The sequence below is a fragment of the Methylophilus sp. 42 genome, assembly GCF_000384155.1.
GTDB lineage: Bacteria > Pseudomonadota > Gammaproteobacteria > Burkholderiales > Methylophilaceae > Methylophilus.
Map to the genome: position 1 here is coordinate 2798242 of NZ_KB913031.1, position 20897 is coordinate 2819138.

Below are 20897 nucleotides of genomic sequence, written 5' to 3' on the forward strand. Positions count from 1 at the left end.
ACACATGAACGCTCTTATGAACATATTGATCTGGTGGCCTAAAACAATTGCCTCGCATTTTGAATGGGTGGGCCCATTGATCGCGCGCATCGTCGTCGGATACACCTTTATGCTGACCGGTTGGGGTAAACTCACGAATCTGCCCGCCATCATAGAAAACTTCAAAAGCTGGGGCATTCCTTATCCGGAATTGCTGACACCCTTTGTCGCAGGTTGGGAATTCCTGGGCGGATTGGGCTTAATACTGGGGCTGATGACCAGAATCTGCGGCGGCGCACTTGCCACGGTGATGGTCGTGGCGATTATTTCAGCCAGGCTGGCTGACATTGACTCTGTGGAAACCCTGCTGGGTTTTGAAGAGGCGACCTACTTTGCAGTATTTACCTGGCTTGCCATTGGTGGTGCAGGTAAGGTTTCTATCGATTATTTCTTAGAGCGTTTGAATCGAAAAAAGTGACCGTGTGTTTTATGTGCATTTAACACCCATTGGCCTCCCAAACCAACATAACGGCCAAGAACGCTGACAGGCGGAAAGTTGAAATATTGAAAAGACGGCTCATCTTGCTGCGAACCGTCTTTTAATATTTGGTATGCGCGGATCCAATCCACAACAAACGGATTAAAAATCCGCCTGCCTGATCAAAGGATACCCAAAACCAATAACTACTGAATGACACCCAACTGTTTGAACAAGCCATAGGTGTCAATCACATCCCAGTGTTCGGCCAGCTTACCATTCTCGATACGAAAGATATCTACAGCATGAATACTGTAATGCTTGCCTGTAGATGGGATACCTAACCAGTCGCCTTGCTGGGTGCCGGAATAAACACCATAGGCCCACACGGTATCGCCCTCACTCACAATTTTCTCCAGCTGATATTGCCAGTCCGGCACAGCTTTAAACCAGTCGGCAAAGAACTGTTTAAAACCTGACAACCCCTGCGGCACGATGGGGTTGTGCTGGATATAGTCATCATGCAAGTACTCTTGCAAATTCGTTAAATCTTTTTTTACAAATACCTCATTAGCAAAATTGGCTAGTAATTGTTTGTTCTGTTGCGATAAATCCTGGGCCATAGCAGACGCTCCATAAATAAACGATAAATAAAAAATAAATGCGCTCAGTATCACTTTCAATAACTTCATAAACACTCCTTTTCAAACAAATCATAAAATGGAGTTGCGCATATTATTCCCAATAGTTACTATTAGTAAGTAGGAACCTATAAGTAACTAATGAACTTAATTCCGAGTACATCATGAGTGATCAAGAAAAAAATGAATTAAACATTTCGACTAGCTGGAACGCATATAACGAGCAATGCCCGACCCGCCTGATGTTGAACAGAATTGCTGATAAATGGGCAGTATTGCTTTTAGGATTACTCGAGCGGGAAACCAAGCGATTTAGTACTTTGCAGCGCGAAACTGGCGGGATTTCGCAAAAAATGCTGACACAGACACTGCGCAGCCTGGAACGTGATGGCTTGATACAACGGACTGTTTACGCCTCAGTGCCACCCAAAGTGGAATACAGCATCACACCGCTCGGTTTCACACTGGTGGCACCCTTGGCCGCCATTCGGGTCTGGTCTGAAACACATATTGAGGAAGTGCTGGCAGCGCAATCAGCTTACGATAAGGCCCAAGACTCAGAAAAGCAGCAACCAAACGTACGTAAGATTGTATTTAACTAAGATCGAATCTCAAAAAAAAGACCCAAGGGGTTAACCTTGAGTCTCTCATGTGTACTGTCCACCAAACAATCGAATCTTGTACTAACGCTAATTTACTTCCGCCTGATTCAGAGGCAATTACCACGCCAAGCAAACATAACGGCCAAAAATCTCAATCGGTATCACACCATCAGTCAATCTTGCCTGCCAATGACTCACAATGCGCACCTAGAGCAGGATTTTAGAGTTCAGATGAAGATAGAATTGTATGTCTATTGAAAAACATGAATAGATACAAAACAATAGAAGTATTGATTAGTAAAACCATTAACTTGAAATGAGTGTATTGGTGGAATAAAGCGTAAACCTCATACGGTATAAGCACACCTATACTGGCAATACCCAAAGTCTTTCCCCATGGGCGTTGATTCCATAACCCAATAGACTCAGAAAATTTGATTACAGAATACATCAATGCGCACACGCAAACAGCGGCGAGTTCGCCTCCACTAAAATTCTCAGCCACCTTGAGCAGCAGACTCACGTAATGACCTTGAGGATCGAGATGGAGTCTGCCGACGAGTGTTTCTGCTAAATCATAGGCATTAAGATGAAAGTCCAAAATAAAAACGAGCAGGGCAACCAACATGAGCATGGCCTTACCGCCCTCAAACAATGCAATCACTCGAATGCCTAACCTATTTGCAAGTTTCAACCTAACCCCTTTACCGAATTCGACTCTAGCCGCGTTCATCTTAAATTAGAACCAGCTATAACGATAGCTGCGTCTGAAGAAATCCCAACTCCCACGCCAAACCAACATAACGGCAAACGATTGCCACCGGAGATTACCATCGTATCAGCTAGCCCGTGATTAATTGCCTACGGCTCAAGACGTGTGACTATGGGCAGGATTTGGGAGTGCGGGTGGGTGAGTCATCAGATCCATCGAGTGAATCTGACCTTACAAATACTTTTAGAATCTGAGGAAACAAAATAATAGGTAAGAAGATTATGAAATTAATCACAGAAGCTAAATATTGGTTTTGCAAAGACTGCATTCTTTCAATCATTTCAGCTTTGGAGTATCCAGGCACTACAGCACCAAATGCCCTCACTTCAATAACAATGTCTTCATTCCAAATCGCATTTCCACGGTTTGGTGCAAAAACCAACTCAACTGGCGCTTTTCCATCATCAACCATCTGAAGCGCTGAATTTCGGTGTAATCCTGAGTGGCATCCAAACCAAATCATCTGTTCGCATAAAGCCTTACCATTAAAGAGATGGTATGAACCGTTTCGAGATCCAGAAAGTTTTAAACTACCAGACTTTACATAAGTGTTGCGCAGATCCAATTTAACCTCTGGAACGTAACAAATCCATAATAGTAATATTGTCCACCCGAGCTTTTGAGCGAGTATTTTGTTATTCATATTCTCTCTTGGCACCTCTAAAATTAATCAAGGTTTTTAAGCAAGCTATATTTATTCAGTTACATTAAAATGAATTGGAACTACCTTCTCCAAAACAAAAAAGACCCAAGGCGTTAACCTTGAGTCTCTCTATAAATGGTGGCCCCTCTGAGAGTAGCTCTCATCCTGAGACTACTTGAACGAATAATTAGCCGTCAACATGACTGTGAGTGGATCACCTGGATAACACTGGCTAATGCTGGCACAGCCTGCAATGTACTTCTTATTTGCAAGATTTCTGGCATTGAGTGCAAACCGCCATGAGGCCGTATTGTAATAAACAGCAGCATCAAACAAAGTATAAGATGGCACGTCAAAAGTGTTTTGCGTATCCCCTGCTTGCTCTCCAATATGTCTTGCACCAGCCCCAAAGCCTAAGCCCTGCGCCCAGCTAGTTAAATCATAACGCAACCATACATTAGCCATATTCTTGGCGACGAGGATGGGTCTTTTACCCAAGGTATTGGTTGTGCTCTTAGTGATTTCTGCATCAATGTATGAGTACGTCGCCACCAAATTCAATCGATCTGTTAATTGACCAGTTGTTTCAAACTCAAATCCTTTATGTTGTTGCTCACCCGTTTGTATGCTAAAACCGGGGTTGCTAGGATCAGTGGTAGTTACATTCTGTCTCTTTAAGTCATATACCGCGAAAGTGGTACCGAACTTATGATCTGGGGATTCGTATTTAATCCCGGCTTCGTGCTGCTCACCAGTTTCGGGTTTGAATGGAGAGCCATCTGCTGTGTTCCCTGTTAAGGGTAAAAATGACTCGCTAACACTGATGTAAGGTGACCAACCATTATCGAATGCATACAGTACACCTGCCTTACCTGTCGTTTTGGATGGATCAGCTTTGGTACGGCTGTTGTTGATTCGCGTTTGAACCAAATCTGTCTCATCGTGACGTACGCCAAGTTGCAGATTCCACCCATCACCAAATTTAATGAGGTCTTGGAGATATAAACCAGACTGCCTGGCCATATCACTCCCTGTACTACCGGCAACGACCACAGGTGCGCCAATCACTGCGGCACCATAGTTTGGTTGATATAGGTTAAGCGCGGTCAGGCTACGGTTAATGAAAGTTCGATCCATGTTGTAGTGCAGAATATCTGCACCTATTAACAGGTCATGTTTCAATCCCAAAGTGTTGAAATGGGCTGCCAACTGGTTATCAATCGTCCACATTTGAGCAGATAAATTTCGCACATTCAAACGACGTTGATAGTTACGCTTATTTGCCGTTAACCCATTGGTAGTATCAGTAAAAGCACCATCCACATTGAAAGTGTTGTATCTGACATTTTGCTTAAAGGTAAAAGTGTCGTTGAAAATATGAGAAAACTCATAACCAAATAATGAAATTTCGGTTTCGTACTTATCGACACCAGGTACACCTACAAAACGACTGAAAGGGATATTACCGTTCGGGTTAGAAAGAACAGTGCCTTCTGCTGGCAAGCCACGCACAGGTACATAACGACTTTTTTGATAGCTCGTGAGTAAAGTAATGCTGGTGCGGTCACCCATATCCCATGTTAATGATGGCGCAATATAAGTACGGCTACGGTCGACAAAATCCACCTGATCATTGCTTTCTGAAGTCAAGGCAACTAAGCGGTAACGTAACGTTCCATCCTTGTTCAAAGAATCAGAGAAATCAGCCGTCCATTGCTGCTGATCATAATTCCCTAGTGTCAGCCCTATGGTTGCCAATGGCTGATCCGTCGGGCGCTTACTCACAACGTTCGCAAAACCACCCGGGCCAGTTTGACCGTATAACACTGAAGCCGGACCCTTCATGACCTCTACACGCTCAAAGCCAAATGGCTCAGACTGCACCCACGCGGTGTCGTAAAACATTCGCATACCGTCACGCAATACATAGTCGCTTTGAACAAATCCTCTGATAGAGAAATCATCAAGACCTCGTCTACCTCTTTGTCCGGCATCAACACCAGCAACAAACTTGAGCGTATCTGCTAGGGTTTGAGCGCCTTGGTCTCGTACTTGCTCGCTAGAAACGACTGAGATTGATTGTGCGGTTTCATTAATTGGCGTATCTGATTTGGTAGCGGTACGTGCCTGGGAGGCTTTGTACTTATGGATAGGCCCAGTTGCAGACTCCTTAACCCTCTCGGTAGTCACAGCCACCTCAGGAAGGGTGTCAATTTGATTATTAATATCTTGAGCTAAGGAATTGATGAATGGATAGGACAACATCACCGCTAAAAATGAAGCGGGTTTAATTTTCATTTGGTAACTTTCGTGCGGGGTTAAATGTTAACGATTCTCATTATCAAAATTATAACATTGAAGGTACAATAAATGACCTGATTAGCATTGGCAAAGTATTATTTTCGGTAAAGAGCCAGTGATCACTTTGCATCCCCAGACTCTTCACGATTCAATTGCTGATACTTATTTCCCGTGGACGATACTTAATGAATGTACGACAATTCATCCTTAGCTCTTAACAAAGCCCCCCTCCAATAACTGCCAGATACCCCTATACCAGAATGACTTCTACGATTACCCGCAAGGCAAAATCTCTACCCCCCAAACCGAATACAAGATCTCGCCGTAGTACGTTCTTAAAATGGTTGCGTGACATCCATGGCTGGCTAGGTCTTTGGGGTGCCGTTCTGGGTCTGCTGTTTGGTGCTACAGGCATCATTCATAATCACCGCACAGTATTGAAGATTGATTTGGAAAAACCACAATCAAATGAGATTCAAATAGCTGTGCCTGATGCAGCTAAGAAAAGCCCTAAAGCGATGGCTATCTGGCTACGCAAAGAGTTATCCATGGACAGAGAGCCTCGCATCAAAAAAGACCAGGCGGAAACTGTGTCATGGAACGGCCAAGACGTAAAGCAGCCAGAACATTGGGACATACGGTTTGTTGCACCTCAATATAAAGTCATTAGCGATTATTGGGTCGGGTCTAATATGGTGAAAATCAAACGTACAGATGAAACATGGGTAGGTGCAATTGATAACTTCCACCGCGCTAATGGCGCAGGTGTAGGCTGGGTTTTATTAGCTGACAGTATTGGTGGAAGTATGATCCTGCTTTCTCTAACAGGCGTATTGCTGTGGACCGAGCTGAATCGACGTAAAACTGTGGGCGCAATCATCTTCGTGGCGTCCATCGCTGGCATGTTATTAATAGGCTTCAAAACTATGTTTGCATAACACTCACCAATACTCTGAAGTCCAAATTACCACAAAACAAAAAAGACCCAAGGCGTTAACCTTGAGTCTCTCTATAAATGGTGGCCCCTCTGTGAGTCGAACACAGCACCAACGGATTATGAGGGAAAGCTAATCAGGGAAACTTCTTAAATGTATTTGTCTTACCAGTTTTTTTGTTTTTCAAAACCAGTTCATTTCTTTCAAAAGAGATGACTTCATCTTCGTCTTTCTTGTCATCATCTGATAGCTGTGGATTACTGTACATATAGGCCCAAAAGATTTTCTTATCACTCACATACCAATTGCCAGTACCGACAAAAATAAGCTTACCCTCGACTGAAACCTCAGCTTTGAAATTGAGATATTGATCCATATTCATTTTTGCATTCACTGATTGCCCATTAGGTAGCGTAGAGTCTGAAGCCCAAGTCCCGATATAACCATCCTCCTCCCGCCTATCAGCTTGAGGAACCGTTGCTGGGTCTGCTATCTTTGCTGTTCGAAAAATGCTCACCACCTCTTTTAAAATCGCATCAGTATCAGGACTTTTCTGGTATTCGTTGATCATTGCGCCATAAGCCTCTTTACCATCTGTCAAATGCACGCCTATCATCGCTTTAGGATTGTCAGGAGTTGGGCTATATAACAATTCAACGGCAGTAGCTTTCAATTTACCTTTTGTATTAAAGCCACCGCTGCCTTTTGACTTCGCATCGTTGTAAGCGGTTTTAATATCTCGATAAAACCCTTGCATATACACTTTAGGATCCAAGTAATCCTTAGGTAACTTATTAACAAGAATTGTGTATTGCAATTCGTCACCATTCCATATGGCGATGTACTTTACTGTTTTATCGATAGCCGGGATAACTTGATAAGTAATATCAAGGCCTTCGGGAAAATCAAAATCTTCTGAAAAATCAAACTCAAGCCCGGCAGGTACTACCAATGAACCTGCCATACACACGATGGAAAAGTTTAAAACCAAGAGAGTGGCTATTAAGTGAGTGATAGTTTTATAGAGGCGCATTGATAAATTCTTTTAAATATTATTGAACAGAAAGGATAAACACATTCAAGAATAGGAATAATTCTCATTTATAATTATTATACGTAAATCATGTCCATTGTCGGTTATTCCGCTCAACAAGTTTTGAATGCTTTTTATGTAACCCGTCGCGGATGGTTACCCGCCAATAAAAACAACATTTAGTATGAGCCAATATCTTAAGTGCATCTTATTTCTAGCCTGTTTTTCCCTATCCAGCCACAGCCTTGCAGAAGAGGAAACTGGTGTCTGGCTAATAGACAAAAATGGTTGCAAAGCATATTTGGTAGGTGCAGAGCCTAGTGACACTCTGTTATGGGATGGCGATTGCATCGATGGCTATATCAGTGGCAAGGGGACTGCAATGCTTCGCAGTCATGGAAAACTATCCCTTACGATGAAAGCCTCCTTTTATAAGGGTCAAGCAGAGGGACACGCTATCGTTGAATATGCGGATGGTGCTAAATATGAAGGCACACTAGTCCATGGAGTGGAAGACGGCAGTGGCCGCCGCACTTGGCCTAATGGCGTTGTATATTCGGGACTCTTTTCAAAAGGTGAGATTCCAGCTAACAGGTTTAAGCAAGCAGACTATGTGGAAAAACCAGCCGCCAGCTTCCCAGAAGTCATGTCCTACTATGGACATAAAGGGAAAATCATATTACGAGCAAACATAGATCAAACAGGTAGAGTTACTGAATTAAAAGTAGATCAATCCCATCACCCCGCATTCGAGAAAGCAGCGATCAAAGCGATTCTAAAAGCCAAATTTTCACCAAGAAAACTAGATAACCAAGCAATCCCTGCTTGGGTTCAGGTACCGTTTACTTTCACATTTAAAGGAGATTTCAAAAAACAAGCCACATCTACATATCGCTCTGAATTAGAGGATCGATCTGATCCAGAAGTCACGGAGCCCGTTCAATACAAAGTCGTTGCCCCCGTAGTCTACCCCTTTGAGCTTTACCAACAATCAGTTGATGGTTCGGCAACAATCACCGCAACAATCAATCCAGCTGGGGAACCAAGTAATGTCAAAGTAATAAAGGCAACTCATGAAGCATTTGGACGGGCGACAAAAGCCATGATCGAATCTTCACTATTCACCCCAGCCTACAAAGACAACGCACCCATATGGTCATCGTTTACCTTTGAACAAACATTCACCAAACTTGGACGTGATGTCGTCATCAGTGAAAATACGTTACAACTACTGGATGAGCTAAACTCGAAAACACCAGATATCCATAAAATGCAGGAATTGGATAAAAAACTAAACCCACTTTACGCTCCTCGTCCGGTATTTCCGGCTGAATATCGTGCTAAGGATGCCTCACAAAGGGTGCTAGTCGAGTTCTATGTTGATAAGCAAGGAGAGGTTCAACTACCGCACATCATCAAAGCAGACAATGAAGATTTAGCTTGGATTGCTTTATCTACGGTTTCCAGATGGTTGTTTGAACCGCCAACAATCAAAGGTAAACCTGTGGATGTCGTTGCCAAGATCCCAGTGGTTTTCGAGATTGATGCCGTAGAATAGGTAAATAACAACTACTCACCCAAAAACAAAAAAGACCCAAGGCGCTAACCTTGAGTCTCTCTATGAAATAGTGGCAACTCTGTGAGTCAAACACGACACTAATGGATTAGGATAATTTGAACCTAAGTTTCATTTATTACCACCAAGCTTTGGTTGGCATTCATTGGGGGTATCAGTTAACTCACACAAACCAATAGGGAAAAAGGACTGAAGTAACTCACCCAAAACTTGTGGAGTGATAGGCTGTGATTTAGGCTCAAATGACGCAACACGTTGCATACGCTGAATGACATACATGTCATTAGCTCCCTTAAGCACAATATACACACCTATTTCACCTTCTCCAGCTTTCATCCCCCCAAGGTCATTTGGCAATTTACCGCAACCTAGTACTGCCACATGACCGCGAACCTCACCGAATGCCACATCCCCACCAGAAGCGACTACTGAATTGCCAGGGCAAACAGACTCTTTTTGTCCGGCCATTTTGCCAATTAGAGCTTTAGGCGTTGCATTTGCATTTTGTGCCAGATTCTTGAAACCAGTAACTGTAATAAGCTCTGTCCAATTGGCGGGGGTTTGGCCATCTAAAGCATAATTTAGACTAAAAAGCATTCCTTCAGGACGATTTGCTTTTCCAGAATTAACCAGCTTCCATCCACTAGGCAAGCCATGCACTAAATTCTGGCTGAATATCGGAGTAGAAACGATTGTGCTATATGAAGACACACTCGGGCTTTCCTCTGAGTGGGCTGGACAAGAAATAATAAAGGCTGATACCAATACAAAGAGAAGCGCTTTAATTAGATGCATAATGCTTTTAATTAACCTTTAACAGTATAAGTAGAACAAAAGACGCTCAAATATATCCAGCTTTTTTAAGTCTACTAGTGAAGTCACTGGTGAATGCAGTTAATGGTGTTTGAGACCCTTCGAAATTCTTTCCTAGTAACGTATAACTCTGCTCCATGCCTTTACCAAGAGTGACTGTTTCACCTTGATTATTCCTGCCATACTGCAAAGATGAATATGCCAAGATCAGGTTAATAGTATTCTCTGTGGCATTTTTGACATGTACGATTTTGACTCGTATGAGGCCATCCCGCTTATTCTGGGCAATTAACTGTGCAACTAAGGTTTGGGAGTCAAGATTAGAGTTTGAATTGATAAACAATTGAGTTTTAACATGACGTTTATCCAAGTCTGCATACAAGGCTTCTGCAAGCTTTTGAGATGTTATGAACCAAGTGGACGAGGCTTTTATATCTTTGGGATCATCGTAGCGTGGATTGAAGCCCTCGCCAGCCACGATGAGAATCCCCTGCTTGTTCAAATTAGGATCACCTGGACTGTCATCAATAGATGCACAACCAGCAGTGAGTAACATCGTAGTTAACAAAACTACGCCCCATATCATTCGACTAACTTTCACATCCACCCCTTTAATTTTTGTTATTTAGTTGAAGTATTGTCCAAGAAAGTTATTACAGTCAACTACAAGATCGCACGCCCGATCAATATTATAGTCAACGACTCTCACCGAGATCACCGTCGTATCGACCGGCCGCTGATTGCTTGGCTATAACTCAAGGCGAGTGACTATGAGCAGCGTTTGAGGCTGCGAGTGGGCGGATTTCGAAGAGAGTAAAGCTCAGTAGTTGCGACTTGACGAACTGACGAAACCGACGCTGCCCAGCTAGCAGCGCATCGAAAGGCGACGAGTCGTCGAGTAGTTCGGTTACTCGATTAGATTTGAATAGTATCATTGATTATTATTTGTCATTTTTGCTATACAAAAGTCGATAAATTGCCTTATCCGTATAGGTATTTTTGTTCTCTCTGAGTAGTACATATATATCCCTAATCTAGGCACCCAACCATCTGGGATAATTTGAATTAATTCTCCAGTCTCTAGTTCTTCTTTGATCAAATACTCGCTTAGCTGTCCGATTCCTATGCCGCGTTTAACTGCTTCAATTTCTGCCTCAATGTTATTAAATCTAGCGACAGATGGAACATGTATGTAGCTCACTTCTCCATTCACATTGATTTCCCAAGGAAGCTCTTTCCCCGTTTGAGGATGTAAAAATCCAGTGCATCGATGCCCCTGAATGCCATTCAAGTCGACAGGCACACCATATTTCTGAATATATTGTGGTGATGCGCAAATCACAGAAACAATGTCACCTAACTTTCTTGAAAGGACATTTTTATCTGGAGATTGACCAGTTCTGAAACCTATATCGATTCTCAGGGTAACGATGTCTACAAAATCATCGCTAAGCATCAGATCAAAATGAACATCCGGATTTACTGACTGAAATTCATCTATCAAGGGTAATAGAATTCGATTCCCAAAAGCCAGTGGAGCGGCCAGCCTAATCATCCCACCCATACCTTGCTTACTTTCTTCAAGACCAACTATAGCATCTGTTAAAAGCTGCATACCTTGATTGGCATTTTGAAAAAGCCTTTCACCATCTTCCGTCAGGCTTAAGTGCCTGGTTGATCGATGCAGTAATTTCAATCCAAGGTGCATTTCAAGTTGTTTTACGGCTTTGCTCACCGCCTGTGGAGACACTCCCTGATCAATAGCAGCCTTTCTAAAACTCATGGCATTGGCTACGGCAAGGAACATAGTTAAAGGTCTGATCATCTGCATATAGGCAACTATAGGTTGATAATAAAACAATTATATTGAATATTTTATTACTTTTTAATAGTAATTAATATGACCTCCATGTTCTGCATGTCGCGGTTCATTTAATTAAAGGAGATAGTCATGAGCACTCATTCAAAAGTATGGTTTATCACTGGTGCATCAAGAGGTTTTGGCGCTTTGATCGCAAAAGATGCATTGGATCGTGGCGATAAAGTCATCGCAACTGCACGCAATCCAAAAACAGTCATTGATGCATTGGGTAACCACCCAAATCTGCTTGCTTTAAAACTTGATGTTACAGATGAGGCTGCTTCCATTCAGGCCGCAAAAGATGCGATTGCACAATTCTCACAAATTGACATTCTTGTGAACAATGCGGGTTATGGTTTGCTGGGTGCCGTTGAAGAGTCTGGCGACAAAGAAGTAAAAGACCTGTTCAATACCAATGTATTCGGCTTACTAAGCGTGATTCGTGCGGTAGTGCCTTATATGCGCGAAAACAAAAGCGGCCACATCATTAATATTTCCTCAATCGGCGGTTATGCCTCTTATCCAGGATGGGGAGTCTACTGCGCGACTAAGTTTGCAGTGGAAGCTTTGACTGAGTCACTGGCATATGAGCTGCAACCTTTCGGGATCAAGGCGACAACAGTTGAACCAGGCTTCTTCCGTACCGACTTTCTGGACAGTACCTCCCTGGTTTCCACCGAAAAATCATTCCCGGAATATGCTGAAACAGTGGGAGCAATGCGTGAGTTTGCTGCATCAGCTAATCATGCCCAGCCAGGTGATCCTACTAAGTTATCAAAAGCAATCCTGAAATTAGTAGATAGTGAGAATCCTCCTTTGAGACTACCACTGGGTTCAGACACTGTTCACAAGATCAGTGAGAAAAATCAATTCGTTCAAAAAGAGTTGGACGCATGGAAAGACCTGGCTGTTTCTACTGACTATGTTTAAGTCACCCCAGTCTCCAGCACACTTGTGCTGGGGATTGATAAGCGACCTACTAAGAATATATGAATGAAAGGATGAATCATGAAAAAGACTTTACTCATTATTGGCTCTGGACCTGGCATTGGTTTAGCCACGGCTCAACGTTTTGCAGGTGAAGATTATGAAATCGTCCTATCCTCACGCAATCTTCAAAACCTGCACGCTCAGTCTGCAAAATTAAGTAGATTCGGAATACAGGCAACACTTGAAGTTGCGGATGCGAATGATCCAGCACAAATTGATCACTTGGTCAGTCGCTTGGCAAAAGACACTCGTCTGACTATTTTATATAACGCTGGAGTGCTTCGTTATGATGAAGCCGGAAATCTCAAACCTATGACATTGACCGATCACTCCAGAGAACAACTGGAGTCAGATATCAATATCAATTTGACGAGTGCTCTGGTTGCGGTGCGTGCCGCTGAAATTGGTATGTCGCTTAAGAATGAAGGTTCAATTTTCATCACAGGTGGCAGCTTTGGCATCAATCCATCTCCAGACTTTCTACCTATCAGTATCGGCAAAGCTGGCATTCGTGCGCTCACACAAGGCATGTTTGCACCACTTAAAGCTAAAGGAATCCACATTGGCACTATAACGGTTAGCAAGCTTATTGCCTCAGACTCGCCAGAATCCCGGGATGTAGCTGACATATTCTGGGAAATGGAATCCACTCCAAAAGAGGCATGGGTTTGGGAACGAGTTTACGGTTAGTAGAGACAGGACGAATATCATGAAAGCGCTGATTATTATTGCTCATCCTGAACCTAAAAGTATGAACCACTCCATGATGAACGTGATGGTTGAACGATTGAAGTTTCATGGCTGGACAGTAGAGATATCTGATCTTTATGCTGAAGATTTCACAATGTCACCTTATCCCAGTGACTTCAATCAGCTCAAAAATCCATTGAGGTTCTCTTTGGCACATGAACAACTCAATGCAAGCTTAACCAGCAACTATCAGCGAGAAATACAAGATCAGCAAAGACGTCTGAAAGAAGCAGATTTGGTCATCTTTCAATTTCCGCTTTGGTGGTATTCGATTCCAGCAATACTAAAAGGTTGGGTAGAAAGAGTTTTGGGTAATGGCTTTGCTTATGACGATGAGCACGTGTTTGAAAATGGCTTGCTCAAGGGAAAACGAGCAATGCTTTCTTTGACAACTGGCGCTACAAACGAAGAACTCATAGCTGATAGTCAATACACGGGCTCAATTGAGCAAATGCTGAAGCCTTTCATTGGTGGGGTTCTGAAGTTTTGCGGGATAGATTGGGTTACGACTTTTTTAGCGCCTGCTGTTAGCCGAATGAACAACAATGATGTTAAGCAAATGTTCAAAAATCTGAGTTTAGAAATCGACCAGGTAGTAAGTGGCTATCCAGGTGGAAGTTCGACTGAGCTTTCTAAAGCCACTGCAATTGAAATGATATAAAGGACTAAACATGAAAAAGAAATTAACGTTGGTTGCATTCATTTATGCTAAACCAGAGTGCACAGACGAATTGGCCAATAAGTTGAAATCACTGATTGATCTTAGTAGATCAGAACCGGGATGTATAAATTATGATTTACACCAATCATCTGATGATCCTACTCTATTTGTAATGTATGAGAATTGGCATGATCGTAGCGACTTGGACCTGCACTTTGAAATGCCATACATGCAGGAAATGATGAAAACTCTGCCTAATTTACTCCGCGCCCCTTTGGAATTGCACTATTTGGATATGTTATCAAAGTCAATAAAGTTTGAATAAAAAGAAACAAGTATTGGCTTATGTTTCCGAGGAAACTACCATAATGGTTTCCATGGAAACATAAACTTATTATGCAAGACCCTATTCCCAGCTCGCTTGAAGAACATATTGGATTTTGGCTGCGCTTTGTATCCAATCAAGTCTCATGTCGCTTTGAACAACAGTTGGCTCTACACGATATTTCTGTGACTGAGTGGGTAGCCATGCGAACCTTATTCAACTCCAATGCTGCGACTCACTCATCGCTGATTGATGCACTTGGAATGACTAAAGGTGCTGCGTCCAAAATTATTTCAAAGCTAGAAGTTAAAGGCTTAGCAAAAAGAGAACAAGCTCAAGACAGCTTACGCGAACAGGTACTGTGCTTAACTGAAAGAGGTAAGGAGTTGGTACCTACCTTAGCGACCACCGCAGATGAAAATGACAAATATTTCTTCGGGCATCTTTCTGTTTCAAGTCGTGAGGACTTAAAAAAGCTTATGAAGGAATTAGTCACTTTGCATCAATTAAAAGAGATTCCAACCAAGTAAAAATATTAAAGGAGCTAGTAATGAATCAGGCAGCCGAATCAGTTATCCGCCAAACATTAGAGGCCTCTAATCAAGGTCGTATCCATTTTGGTCAGGTTATCCAACATCTTACTAGTGCAGGCGTTGAGTCTTATGCCGTGGATTATCGTGGGGGCCGTATTGCTTATTACATGCCAAGTGGTGAAACACTTAGATTGAAATTGGATCTGCCAGATATTCAGATAGCCTCAGACTTTAGTGCGGTTGGTATCAAAGATGCTATAGCAGGTGCGCAACGTGGCGAAGTGATGTACCCAGAATTTAAAAGACTCTCACAAGAGTCAGGGTGCATTGGGTATACGGTCTGGATTACAGGTCAGCATGTGACTTATTACGGGCGCAAAGGTGAGATGCATATTGAGCGGTTTCCAGATAGCTCAAGTGATTTATTAACAGCGCCTTAACTTAAAAACTTGATACACCGTAAAACTGTCAGATCCCACGCCAAGCCGACATAACAGCAACAATTGCCCTTACGTCGGCCAGCCTGATTGGTTAGGTATGGATCAAAGCGTACGATTATGGGCAAGGGCTCCGGGTATTGGTATTTCAATCGTTACTGGTTTGCCATTAGTTGCAGTTTTGTATGTGTTCCACAGCATGAGAATTAAACCGCTCATATACAGGAAACCACCCAATGTACGTGTGAAATAGTACGGGAATTTCGCTTTCACACTCTCAACAAAAGTATAAGCCAAGGTGCCGTCAGCATTCATCGCACGCCACATCAGCCCCTCCATTACGCCCGAAATCCATAAAGCAGAGATATAAAGAACTACTCCAACAGTTGCCATCCAGAAATGCACTTCAATCGCTTTCACGCTGTACATTTGCTTCTGTCCAAATAAACGTGGAACCAGGAAATACAGGGAGCCGATAGAAATAAAACCAACCCAGCCCAGGGCACCAGAGTGCACGTGGCCTACTGTCCAGTCAGTGTAGTGGGATAACGCGTTTACAGTTTTGATTGCCATCATCGGGCCTTCAAAGGTACTCATCCCATAAAAAGACAGAGCTACGATCAGGAAGCGCAAGATAGGATCTGTGCGCAGTTTGTGCCAGGCGCCGGATAAGGTCATGATACCGTTTATCATGCCGCCCCAGCTTGGTGCAAACAGAATCAGAGATAGCACCATACCGATTGATTGTGTCCAGTCTGGCAAAGCAGTGTAATGCAAGTGGTGAGGACCCGCCCACATGTACGTGAAAATCAATGCCCAGAAGTGCACGATAGACAAGCTGTAAGAGTACACAGGACGCTCAGCTTGTTTAGGCACATAGTAGTACATCATGCCTAGAAAGCCTGCAGTGAGGTAGAAGCCGATCGCGTTATGGCCATACCACCACTGCACCATCGCATCTTGTACACCTGGATAAGCAGAGTAGGATTTGAACCAGCCCGCTGGAATCATTGCACTTTCAACAATATGCAGCAATGCGAATGCAATGATGAATGCTCCATAGAACCAGTTAGCCACATAAATATGTTTAATCTTTCGATGAGAGATCGTCCCAAAAAAACTGATGGCGTAGGCAATCCAACTACCCAATATCATAAGATCAATTGGCCACTCTAGTTCGCCGTACTCTTTACCTTGGGTATACCCTAAAGGTAGGCTAATGACTGCTCCTACTAGAACCGCTTGCCATAGCCAAAAGCTGACACTGGCACTTCTATCACTGTAAAGTCTAGTTTGGCTTGTGCGTTGTACGGCATAGTATGAAGTTGCAAACAGTGCGCACCCTCCAAAACCAAAAATAACCAGGTTAGTGTGTAAAGGGCGAAGTCGCCCGAAGGAAAGCTCAGGAATACCAGATCCAATTTCTGGCCAAACTAGCAAAGATGCAATCAGCACACCAACTGCCGTACCTATTACTCCCCAGACTATCGCCATAATCGTAAATTGACGAACGATTTTATCGTTAAAAGTCTGTGTACTTACTTGAGTCACCATATAGTCAATTCCCTTTGAATCTTTGCAGGTAATAGAAATTCAATCTCTATGTTGTTCGAGATTTTGGGGCTTTATCCAAATAAAAAACATACTCAGAAACTTACAAAAATAGCGTATCAGATGTATATTAAAAAAGTGAATTAGTCGAAAACGGTTTTATGAAGCGATACGAAGAGCTAGCTGAGTCCATTGCAAAGTCCATCAGAGATGAAGTTTTTAGAGGTGGGGAGAAGCTTCCTTCGGTTAGAGAAGTCAGCACACTTAAAGGCGTCAGTGCCTCGACAGTATTCAAGGCATATTATCTTCTGGAGGCTAGAGGGTTAATCACTACACGCGCCCGATCTGGTTACTATGTAAACAATAGTATTAAGAAGCTTAAGCCATTAGACGTTACCAAAACTGAAGAGGTAGGACCGCATCAGGAAGTTGACGTAAGTGAGCTGGTATTTGAAGTGATGGAGGCTACTAGGTCTCAAGGCTGTGTCCCATTAGGTGCCGCCTTTCCAAGTCCATTACTGTACCCATTTGATCGACTTGCAAAGATGATGGCGCATTCGGTGCAAAAAATGGATCCATGGTGCACAGTCGAGTACCTTGGGCCTGGAGACAGTGAGTTACGCAGACAAATTGCGTTAAGGTACCGGATTGACGGCATCAATATTCCTTTGGACGAGATCGTGGTTACAAATGGTGCTTTAGAGGCGCTAAATCTTTGCCTTTCTGCCATCACCAGACCTGGCGACACTGTTCTTATTGAATCTCCGACTTTTTATGCCGCGCTTCAGTCCATCGAGAAAAGAGGATTAAAAGCTGTTGAAGTGCCAGGCCATCCCGTTACGGGAATTGATTTAGATTTGATGGAGCAAACAATTCTAAAACACCAACCGACTGCTTGCTGGATCATGACTACCTTTCAGAACCCACTTGGAAGTTCAATGCCAGACGCTAACAAGAAGCGATTGGTAGAGATTCTTAAAAAATATCAATTACCTCTGATTGAAGATGATGTGTATGGGGAGTTGTACTTTGATGAGAAACGACCAACACCCACCAAGTTTTATGATGACGAGGGATTGATTCTACATTGCTCCTCATTTTCGAAAACACTTGCTCCGGGGTATAGAGTCGGCTGGGTGTCAGCCGGTAGGTTTGCAAAGAAGGTGCAAAGACTTAAATTATCAACCACACATACAACCTCCATTCCGGTGCAACAAACTATTGCCAATTATTTGGCTAAGGGTGGCTACGATCGCCATTTAAGGCAATTAAGACATACACTTTCATTACAGCAACTTTGTTATTTTAATTCCGTTGAAAGGCATTTTCCTGAGGAGACTCGTATTTCAAAACCGCACGGAGGCTACTTTTTCTGGATTGAATTACCTCAAAAAGTAGATGTCTTGAAAATACATCGTGCTGCTTTAGAACATGGAATTAGCATTGCCCCAGGTCCTATTTTCTCTGCTCAGCGACAATATAAAAATTATATAAGATTAAATTACGGTCATGAGTGGGATGAAAAAGTCGATGCAGCAATCGCCACTTTGGGAACGTTGATCATGAATCAATTAACTGGTTAAATATTATGCAGCGAGTGAATAAGGAGTTAGCCTAGTAAGTATTGCTGCTATACGTCAAGCCAACCAGGTGTGAGTAAAAACTCACGGATGATTGGATGACAACCCCTTTTGTACATGGGATGCTTCTTGCTTCGGCGAACACCCCAATCGTGATTAACTACTCTGCAGTAACTGTCGAGATCCCCAATTGGATATATTCTGATGTCAGTTTACCTCACCTCAAAACAAAAAAGACCCAAGGTGTTAACCTTGAGCCTCTCTATAAATGGTGGCCCCTCTGTGAGTCGAACACAGCACCAACGGATTATGAGTCCGCTGCTCTAACCAAGCATGAGCTAAGGGGCCGGAAAGCGTGGGATTATAAACTAATCCTGACCGTTTTCGAGGAAGCTGCGCAGACGTTCGGAGCGCGTTGGGTGGCGCAACTTGCGTAGTGCTTTTGCTTCAATCTGACGAATACGCTCACGCGTCACGTCAAACTGTTTGCCCACTTCTTCCAGGGTGTGGTCGGTGTTCATTTCAATACCAAAGCGCATACGCAGTACTTTGGCTTCGCGCGGGGTCAGTGACTCCAGTACTTCACTGGTGGCGTCGCGCAGGCTGGCGTAAACCGCTGCGTCCATTGGCGCCAGTGTGGTGTTGTCTTCAATAAAGTCGCCCAAGTGGCTGTCTTCGTCGTCACCAATCGGCGTTTCCATCGAAATAGGCTCTTTGCTGATTTTGAGGATTTTGCGGATTTTTTCTTCCGGCATTTCCATTTTTTCAGCCAAGGTGGCCGGATCAGGTTCCAGACCAGTTTCTTGCAGAATCTGGCGGCTGATGCGGTTCATCTTGTTGATGGTTTCGATCATGTGCACCGGAATACGGATGGTACGTGCCTGGTCAGCGATCGAACGCGTGATGGCCTGACGGATCCACCATGTTGCATAGGTAGAAAACTTGTAACCACGACGGTATTCAAATTTATCCACGGCTTTCATCAGGCCGATGTTGCCTTCCTGAATCAAATCAAGGAATTGCAAACCACGGTTGGTGTATTTTTTGGCAATAGAAATCACCAGACGCAAGTTGGCCTCGATCATTTCGCGTTTAGCGCGACGGGCACGTGCTTCACCGGTGGTCATTTGTTTGTTGATTTCACGCAACTCTTTAATTGGCAAGCCAACACGGTTCTGCAGGTTTTGCAGGCGCTCTTGCTGGTCAAGAATCGAGTGTCTGAAACGGCTTAAACGCTCTGCGTAGGCGGGCTTAGCAGCAAGTTCGCCATCTAACCAGCTGAGGTTGATTTCGTTGCCGACAAAGCTTTTGATAAATTGCTGACGCGGCATGTTGGCTTTTTCAACACAGAAATCCATGATTTTGCGTTCATGCGTGCGCACTTCTTCTACCATGTTGCGCACCTGGTCACACAGTGCTTCTACTTGCTTGGCAGAGAAACGGAAAGCCGTCAGTTCATCCAGCACCTGTTGATGCAGGGTTTTGTATTCAGCATCATTAGTGCCTTTGGCTTCACGAATGCTGTTCATTTGCGTATTCGCAGCGCGAATGACGGCAAAGCGAGACAGGACTTCGTCTTTGAGTCTGGCCAGCGCTTCGGCAGACAAGGCGGATGCTTTAGCATCGCCATCTTCGTCGTCCTCTTCCTCTTCTTCGTCAGCAGCTTCCTCTTCCTCTGCGTCAGCCACTGCCAAAGCGTCATCCAGGCCGAGATCGCTGTCAATCAAACCGTCTACCAGTTCGTCGACGCTCATCTCGTCTTTTTCGACTTTATCTACCATATCCAATAATTGGGCGATGGTGGTCGGACAGGCGGCAATCGCATGCACCATGTGCTTGAGGCCATCTTCGATACGCTTGGCGATCTCGATTTCACCCTCACGTGTCAGCAGGTCAACCGTGCCCATTTCACGCATATACATACGCACAGGGTCAGTCGTACGACCGAACTCGGAGTCTACCGTCGCCAGCGCTTGCTCGGCTTCTTCGGCAGCATCTTCGTCAGTCACCGCTGGAGGCGCATCAGACATCAGCAATACTTCGGCATCTGGCGCTTCTTCATAGACCTGGATACCCATGTCATTGATCATGCCGATAATGCTCTCGATCTGCTCGGAGTCTTGCACGTCATCCGGCAAATGGTCATTAATTTCGGCGTAGGTCAAATAACCACGCTCTTTACCCAGAACAATCAGGGTTTTCAGGCGGGTACGACGTGCCTCGGCATCCATTGCCTGGGTGGCGGGGTCTTTGTGTGTTTCGACTTCGTTAATTCCGAGCTCTTTGTCTAAACTTTTATCTGCTTTGGGTCTGGCCATGGCCGATTCCACCTCTAAAATGATTGATGCCGAGTGTTGGCTACCGCTACTGTCACATCACTCGATTTAACATTACGGGAAACCCTTTATTTTACCAGATTTTTGCATGTTTTTTAAG

Annotated in this window: 21 protein-coding genes and 1 tRNA gene; 11 read left to right on the forward strand and 11 right to left on the reverse strand. The window is 43.7% G+C overall.

Going from position 1 to position 20897, the window contains the following annotated elements; genetic code table 11:
* Nucleotides 1–4 precede the first annotated feature (4 nt).
* Entirely contained in the window at nt 5–457 is a 453-nt protein-coding gene (locus MET42_RS0113405; protein ID WP_024930487.1) for a DoxX family protein, read from the forward strand.
* Nucleotides 458–663: 206 nt separating this feature from the next.
* Here MET42_RS0113405 and MET42_RS0113410 read toward each other — a convergent pair whose 3' ends face one another.
* Nucleotides 664–1149, reverse strand: a complete 486-nt coding sequence (locus tag MET42_RS0113410) for an ester cyclase (RefSeq protein ID WP_019883605.1) — start codon at nt 1147–1149, stop codon at nt 664–666.
* A 113-nt stretch (nt 1150–1262) separates the two neighbouring features.
* Between MET42_RS0113410 and MET42_RS0113415 the strand changes: the two genes are divergently transcribed.
* Nucleotides 1263–1700: a helix-turn-helix domain-containing protein gene (locus MET42_RS0113415; RefSeq protein WP_019883606.1), complete on the forward strand. Its 438-nt coding sequence runs from the start codon at nt 1263–1265 to the stop codon at nt 1698–1700.
* Nucleotides 1701–1920: 220 nt separating this feature from the next.
* On the opposite strand, the gene MET42_RS0113420 is transcribed toward MET42_RS0113415, so the two are convergent.
* The 3 genes from MET42_RS0113420 to MET42_RS0113430 all read right to left on the reverse strand — a co-directional run bounded on the left by MET42_RS0113420 (nt 1921) and on the right by MET42_RS0113430 (nt 5413).
* Nucleotides 1921–2394 carry a DUF2127 domain-containing protein gene (locus MET42_RS0113420; RefSeq protein ID WP_232411613.1) on the reverse strand — a complete coding sequence of 158 codons (474 nt, stop codon included), beginning with the start codon at nt 2392–2394 and terminating at the stop codon, nt 1921–1923.
* 187 nt (nt 2395–2581) lie between these two features.
* Entirely contained in the window at nt 2582–3115 is a 534-nt protein-coding gene (locus MET42_RS0113425) for a hypothetical protein (RefSeq protein WP_019883609.1), read from the reverse strand.
* Nucleotides 3116–3286: 171 nt separating this feature from the next.
* Nucleotides 3287–5413, reverse strand: coding sequence for a TonB-dependent siderophore receptor (locus MET42_RS0113430; protein WP_232411615.1), 2127 nt, complete (start codon nt 5411–5413; stop codon nt 3287–3289).
* 263 nt (nt 5414–5676) lie between these two features.
* Between MET42_RS0113430 and MET42_RS0113435 the strand changes: the two genes are divergently transcribed.
* Nucleotides 5677–6354, forward strand: a complete 678-nt coding sequence (locus MET42_RS0113435) for a PepSY-associated TM helix domain-containing protein (RefSeq protein WP_019883612.1) — start codon at nt 5677–5679, stop codon at nt 6352–6354.
* Between the two features lie 133 nt (nt 6355–6487).
* Here MET42_RS0113435 and MET42_RS0113440 read toward each other — a convergent pair whose 3' ends face one another.
* Nucleotides 6488–7384 carry a hypothetical protein gene (locus MET42_RS0113440; protein ID WP_019883613.1) on the reverse strand — a complete coding sequence of 299 codons (897 nt, stop codon included), beginning with the start codon at nt 7382–7384 and terminating at the stop codon, nt 6488–6490.
* Between the two features lie 184 nt (nt 7385–7568).
* On the opposite strand from MET42_RS0113440, the gene MET42_RS0113445 reads away from it, so the two are divergent.
* Nucleotides 7569–8942: a TonB family protein gene (locus tag MET42_RS0113445; protein WP_029512453.1), complete on the forward strand. Its 1374-nt coding sequence runs from the start codon at nt 7569–7571 to the stop codon at nt 8940–8942.
* 129 nt (nt 8943–9071) lie between these two features.
* Here MET42_RS0113445 and MET42_RS0113450 read toward each other — a convergent pair whose 3' ends face one another.
* From MET42_RS0113450 to MET42_RS0113460, 3 genes are all read right to left on the reverse strand, one after another.
* Nucleotides 9072–9755 (reverse strand): hypothetical protein, encoded by a 684-nt coding sequence (locus MET42_RS0113450; protein WP_232411617.1) that lies wholly within the window; start codon nt 9753–9755, stop codon nt 9072–9074.
* Nucleotides 9756–9801: 46 nt separating this feature from the next.
* Nucleotides 9802–10374: a hypothetical protein gene (locus MET42_RS0113455; RefSeq protein WP_232411619.1), complete on the reverse strand. Its 573-nt coding sequence runs from the start codon at nt 10372–10374 to the stop codon at nt 9802–9804.
* Nucleotides 10375–10704: 330 nt separating this feature from the next.
* A complete protein-coding gene (locus tag MET42_RS0113460; RefSeq protein WP_232411622.1) occupies nt 10705–11604 on the reverse strand; it encodes a LysR family transcriptional regulator in 900 nt (299 codons plus the stop codon).
* A 120-nt stretch (nt 11605–11724) separates the two neighbouring features.
* On the opposite strand from MET42_RS0113460, the gene MET42_RS0113465 reads away from it, so the two are divergent.
* From MET42_RS0113465 to MET42_RS0113490, 6 genes are all read left to right on the forward strand, one after another.
* A complete protein-coding gene (locus MET42_RS0113465) occupies nt 11725–12564 on the forward strand; it encodes an oxidoreductase (protein ID WP_019883617.1) in 840 nt (279 codons plus the stop codon).
* Between the two features lie 78 nt (nt 12565–12642).
* Nucleotides 12643–13314 carry an SDR family oxidoreductase gene (locus MET42_RS0113470; RefSeq protein WP_019883618.1) on the forward strand — a complete coding sequence of 224 codons (672 nt, stop codon included), beginning with the start codon at nt 12643–12645 and terminating at the stop codon, nt 13312–13314.
* A gap of 19 nt (nt 13315–13333) precedes the next feature.
* A complete protein-coding gene (locus MET42_RS0113475; protein ID WP_019915190.1) occupies nt 13334–14035 on the forward strand; it encodes an NAD(P)H-dependent oxidoreductase in 702 nt (233 codons plus the stop codon).
* A 10-nt stretch (nt 14036–14045) separates the two neighbouring features.
* Nucleotides 14046–14360 carry a putative quinol monooxygenase gene (locus MET42_RS0113480; protein ID WP_019883620.1) on the forward strand — a complete coding sequence of 105 codons (315 nt, stop codon included), beginning with the start codon at nt 14046–14048 and terminating at the stop codon, nt 14358–14360.
* 71 nt (nt 14361–14431) lie between these two features.
* Entirely contained in the window at nt 14432–14890 is a 459-nt protein-coding gene (locus tag MET42_RS0113485; RefSeq protein WP_019883621.1) for a MarR family winged helix-turn-helix transcriptional regulator, read from the forward strand.
* 20 nt (nt 14891–14910) lie between these two features.
* Nucleotides 14911–15333 carry a DUF1398 family protein gene (locus MET42_RS0113490; protein WP_019883622.1) on the forward strand — a complete coding sequence of 141 codons (423 nt, stop codon included), beginning with the start codon at nt 14911–14913 and terminating at the stop codon, nt 15331–15333.
* A gap of 102 nt (nt 15334–15435) precedes the next feature.
* Here MET42_RS0113490 and ccoN read toward each other — a convergent pair whose 3' ends face one another.
* Nucleotides 15436–16884 carry a cytochrome-c oxidase, cbb3-type subunit I gene (gene ccoN / locus MET42_RS0113495; RefSeq protein WP_019883623.1) on the reverse strand — a complete coding sequence of 483 codons (1449 nt, stop codon included), beginning with the start codon at nt 16882–16884 and terminating at the stop codon, nt 15436–15438.
* A 158-nt stretch (nt 16885–17042) separates the two neighbouring features.
* Between ccoN and MET42_RS0113500 the strand changes: the two genes are divergently transcribed.
* Nucleotides 17043–18464 (forward strand): PLP-dependent aminotransferase family protein, encoded by a 1422-nt coding sequence (locus MET42_RS0113500; RefSeq protein WP_019883624.1) that lies wholly within the window; start codon nt 17043–17045, stop codon nt 18462–18464.
* 266 nt (nt 18465–18730) lie between these two features.
* Here MET42_RS0113500 and MET42_RS0113505 read toward each other — a convergent pair.
* Both MET42_RS0113505 and rpoD read right to left on the reverse strand, forming a co-directional pair.
* Nucleotides 18731–18809: transfer RNA gene (locus tag MET42_RS0113505), tRNA-Ile, on the reverse strand.
* Between the two features lie 20 nt (nt 18810–18829).
* The gene (rpoD, locus tag MET42_RS0113510; protein WP_019883625.1) at nt 18830–20779 is read right to left on the reverse strand and encodes an RNA polymerase sigma factor RpoD; all 1950 of its coding nucleotides are present in this window, start codon (nt 20777–20779) and stop codon (nt 18830–18832) included.
* Nucleotides 20780–20897 lie beyond the last annotated feature (118 nt).

Bases quoted from the DNA above. Each gene is read 5' to 3' on its own strand.
- MET42_RS0113405 (WP_024930487.1), top strand. From the start codon at position 5: ATGAACGCTCTTATGAACATATTGATCTGGTGGCCTAAAACAATTGCC.
- MET42_RS0113410 (WP_019883605.1), bottom strand. From the start codon at position 1,149: ATGAAGTTATTGAAAGTGATACTGAGCGCATTTATTTTTTATTTATCG.
- MET42_RS0113415 (WP_019883606.1), top strand. From the start codon at position 1,263: ATGAGTGATCAAGAAAAAAATGAATTAAACATTTCGACTAGCTGGAAC.
- MET42_RS0113425 (WP_019883609.1), bottom strand. From the start codon at position 3,115: ATGAATAACAAAATACTCGCTCAAAAGCTCGGGTGGACAATATTACTA.
- MET42_RS0113430 (WP_232411615.1), bottom strand. From the start codon at position 5,413: ATGAAAATTAAACCCGCTTCATTTTTAGCGGTGATGTTGTCCTATCCA.
- MET42_RS0113435 (WP_019883612.1), top strand. From the start codon at position 5,677: ATGACTTCTACGATTACCCGCAAGGCAAAATCTCTACCCCCCAAACCG.
- MET42_RS0113440 (WP_019883613.1), bottom strand. From the start codon at position 7,384: ATGCGCCTCTATAAAACTATCACTCACTTAATAGCCACTCTCTTGGTT.
- MET42_RS0113445 (WP_029512453.1), top strand. From the start codon at position 7,569: ATGAGCCAATATCTTAAGTGCATCTTATTTCTAGCCTGTTTTTCCCTA.
- MET42_RS0113450 (WP_232411617.1), bottom strand. From the start codon at position 9,755: ATGCATCTAATTAAAGCGCTTCTCTTTGTATTGGTATCAGCCTTTATT.
- MET42_RS0113460 (WP_232411622.1), bottom strand. From the start codon at position 11,604: ATGCAGATGATCAGACCTTTAACTATGTTCCTTGCCGTAGCCAATGCC.
- MET42_RS0113465 (WP_019883617.1), top strand. From the start codon at position 11,725: ATGAGCACTCATTCAAAAGTATGGTTTATCACTGGTGCATCAAGAGGT.
- MET42_RS0113470 (WP_019883618.1), top strand. From the start codon at position 12,643: ATGAAAAAGACTTTACTCATTATTGGCTCTGGACCTGGCATTGGTTTA.
- MET42_RS0113475 (WP_019915190.1), top strand. From the start codon at position 13,334: ATGAAAGCGCTGATTATTATTGCTCATCCTGAACCTAAAAGTATGAAC.
- MET42_RS0113480 (WP_019883620.1), top strand. From the start codon at position 14,046: ATGAAAAAGAAATTAACGTTGGTTGCATTCATTTATGCTAAACCAGAG.
- MET42_RS0113485 (WP_019883621.1), top strand. From the start codon at position 14,432: ATGCAAGACCCTATTCCCAGCTCGCTTGAAGAACATATTGGATTTTGG.
- MET42_RS0113490 (WP_019883622.1), top strand. From the start codon at position 14,911: ATGAATCAGGCAGCCGAATCAGTTATCCGCCAAACATTAGAGGCCTCT.
- ccoN (WP_019883623.1), bottom strand. From the start codon at position 16,884: ATGGTGACTCAAGTAAGTACACAGACTTTTAACGATAAAATCGTTCGT.
- MET42_RS0113500 (WP_019883624.1), top strand. From the start codon at position 17,043: ATGAAGCGATACGAAGAGCTAGCTGAGTCCATTGCAAAGTCCATCAGA.
- rpoD (WP_019883625.1), bottom strand. From the start codon at position 20,779: ATGGCCAGACCCAAAGCAGATAAAAGTTTAGACAAAGAGCTCGGAATT.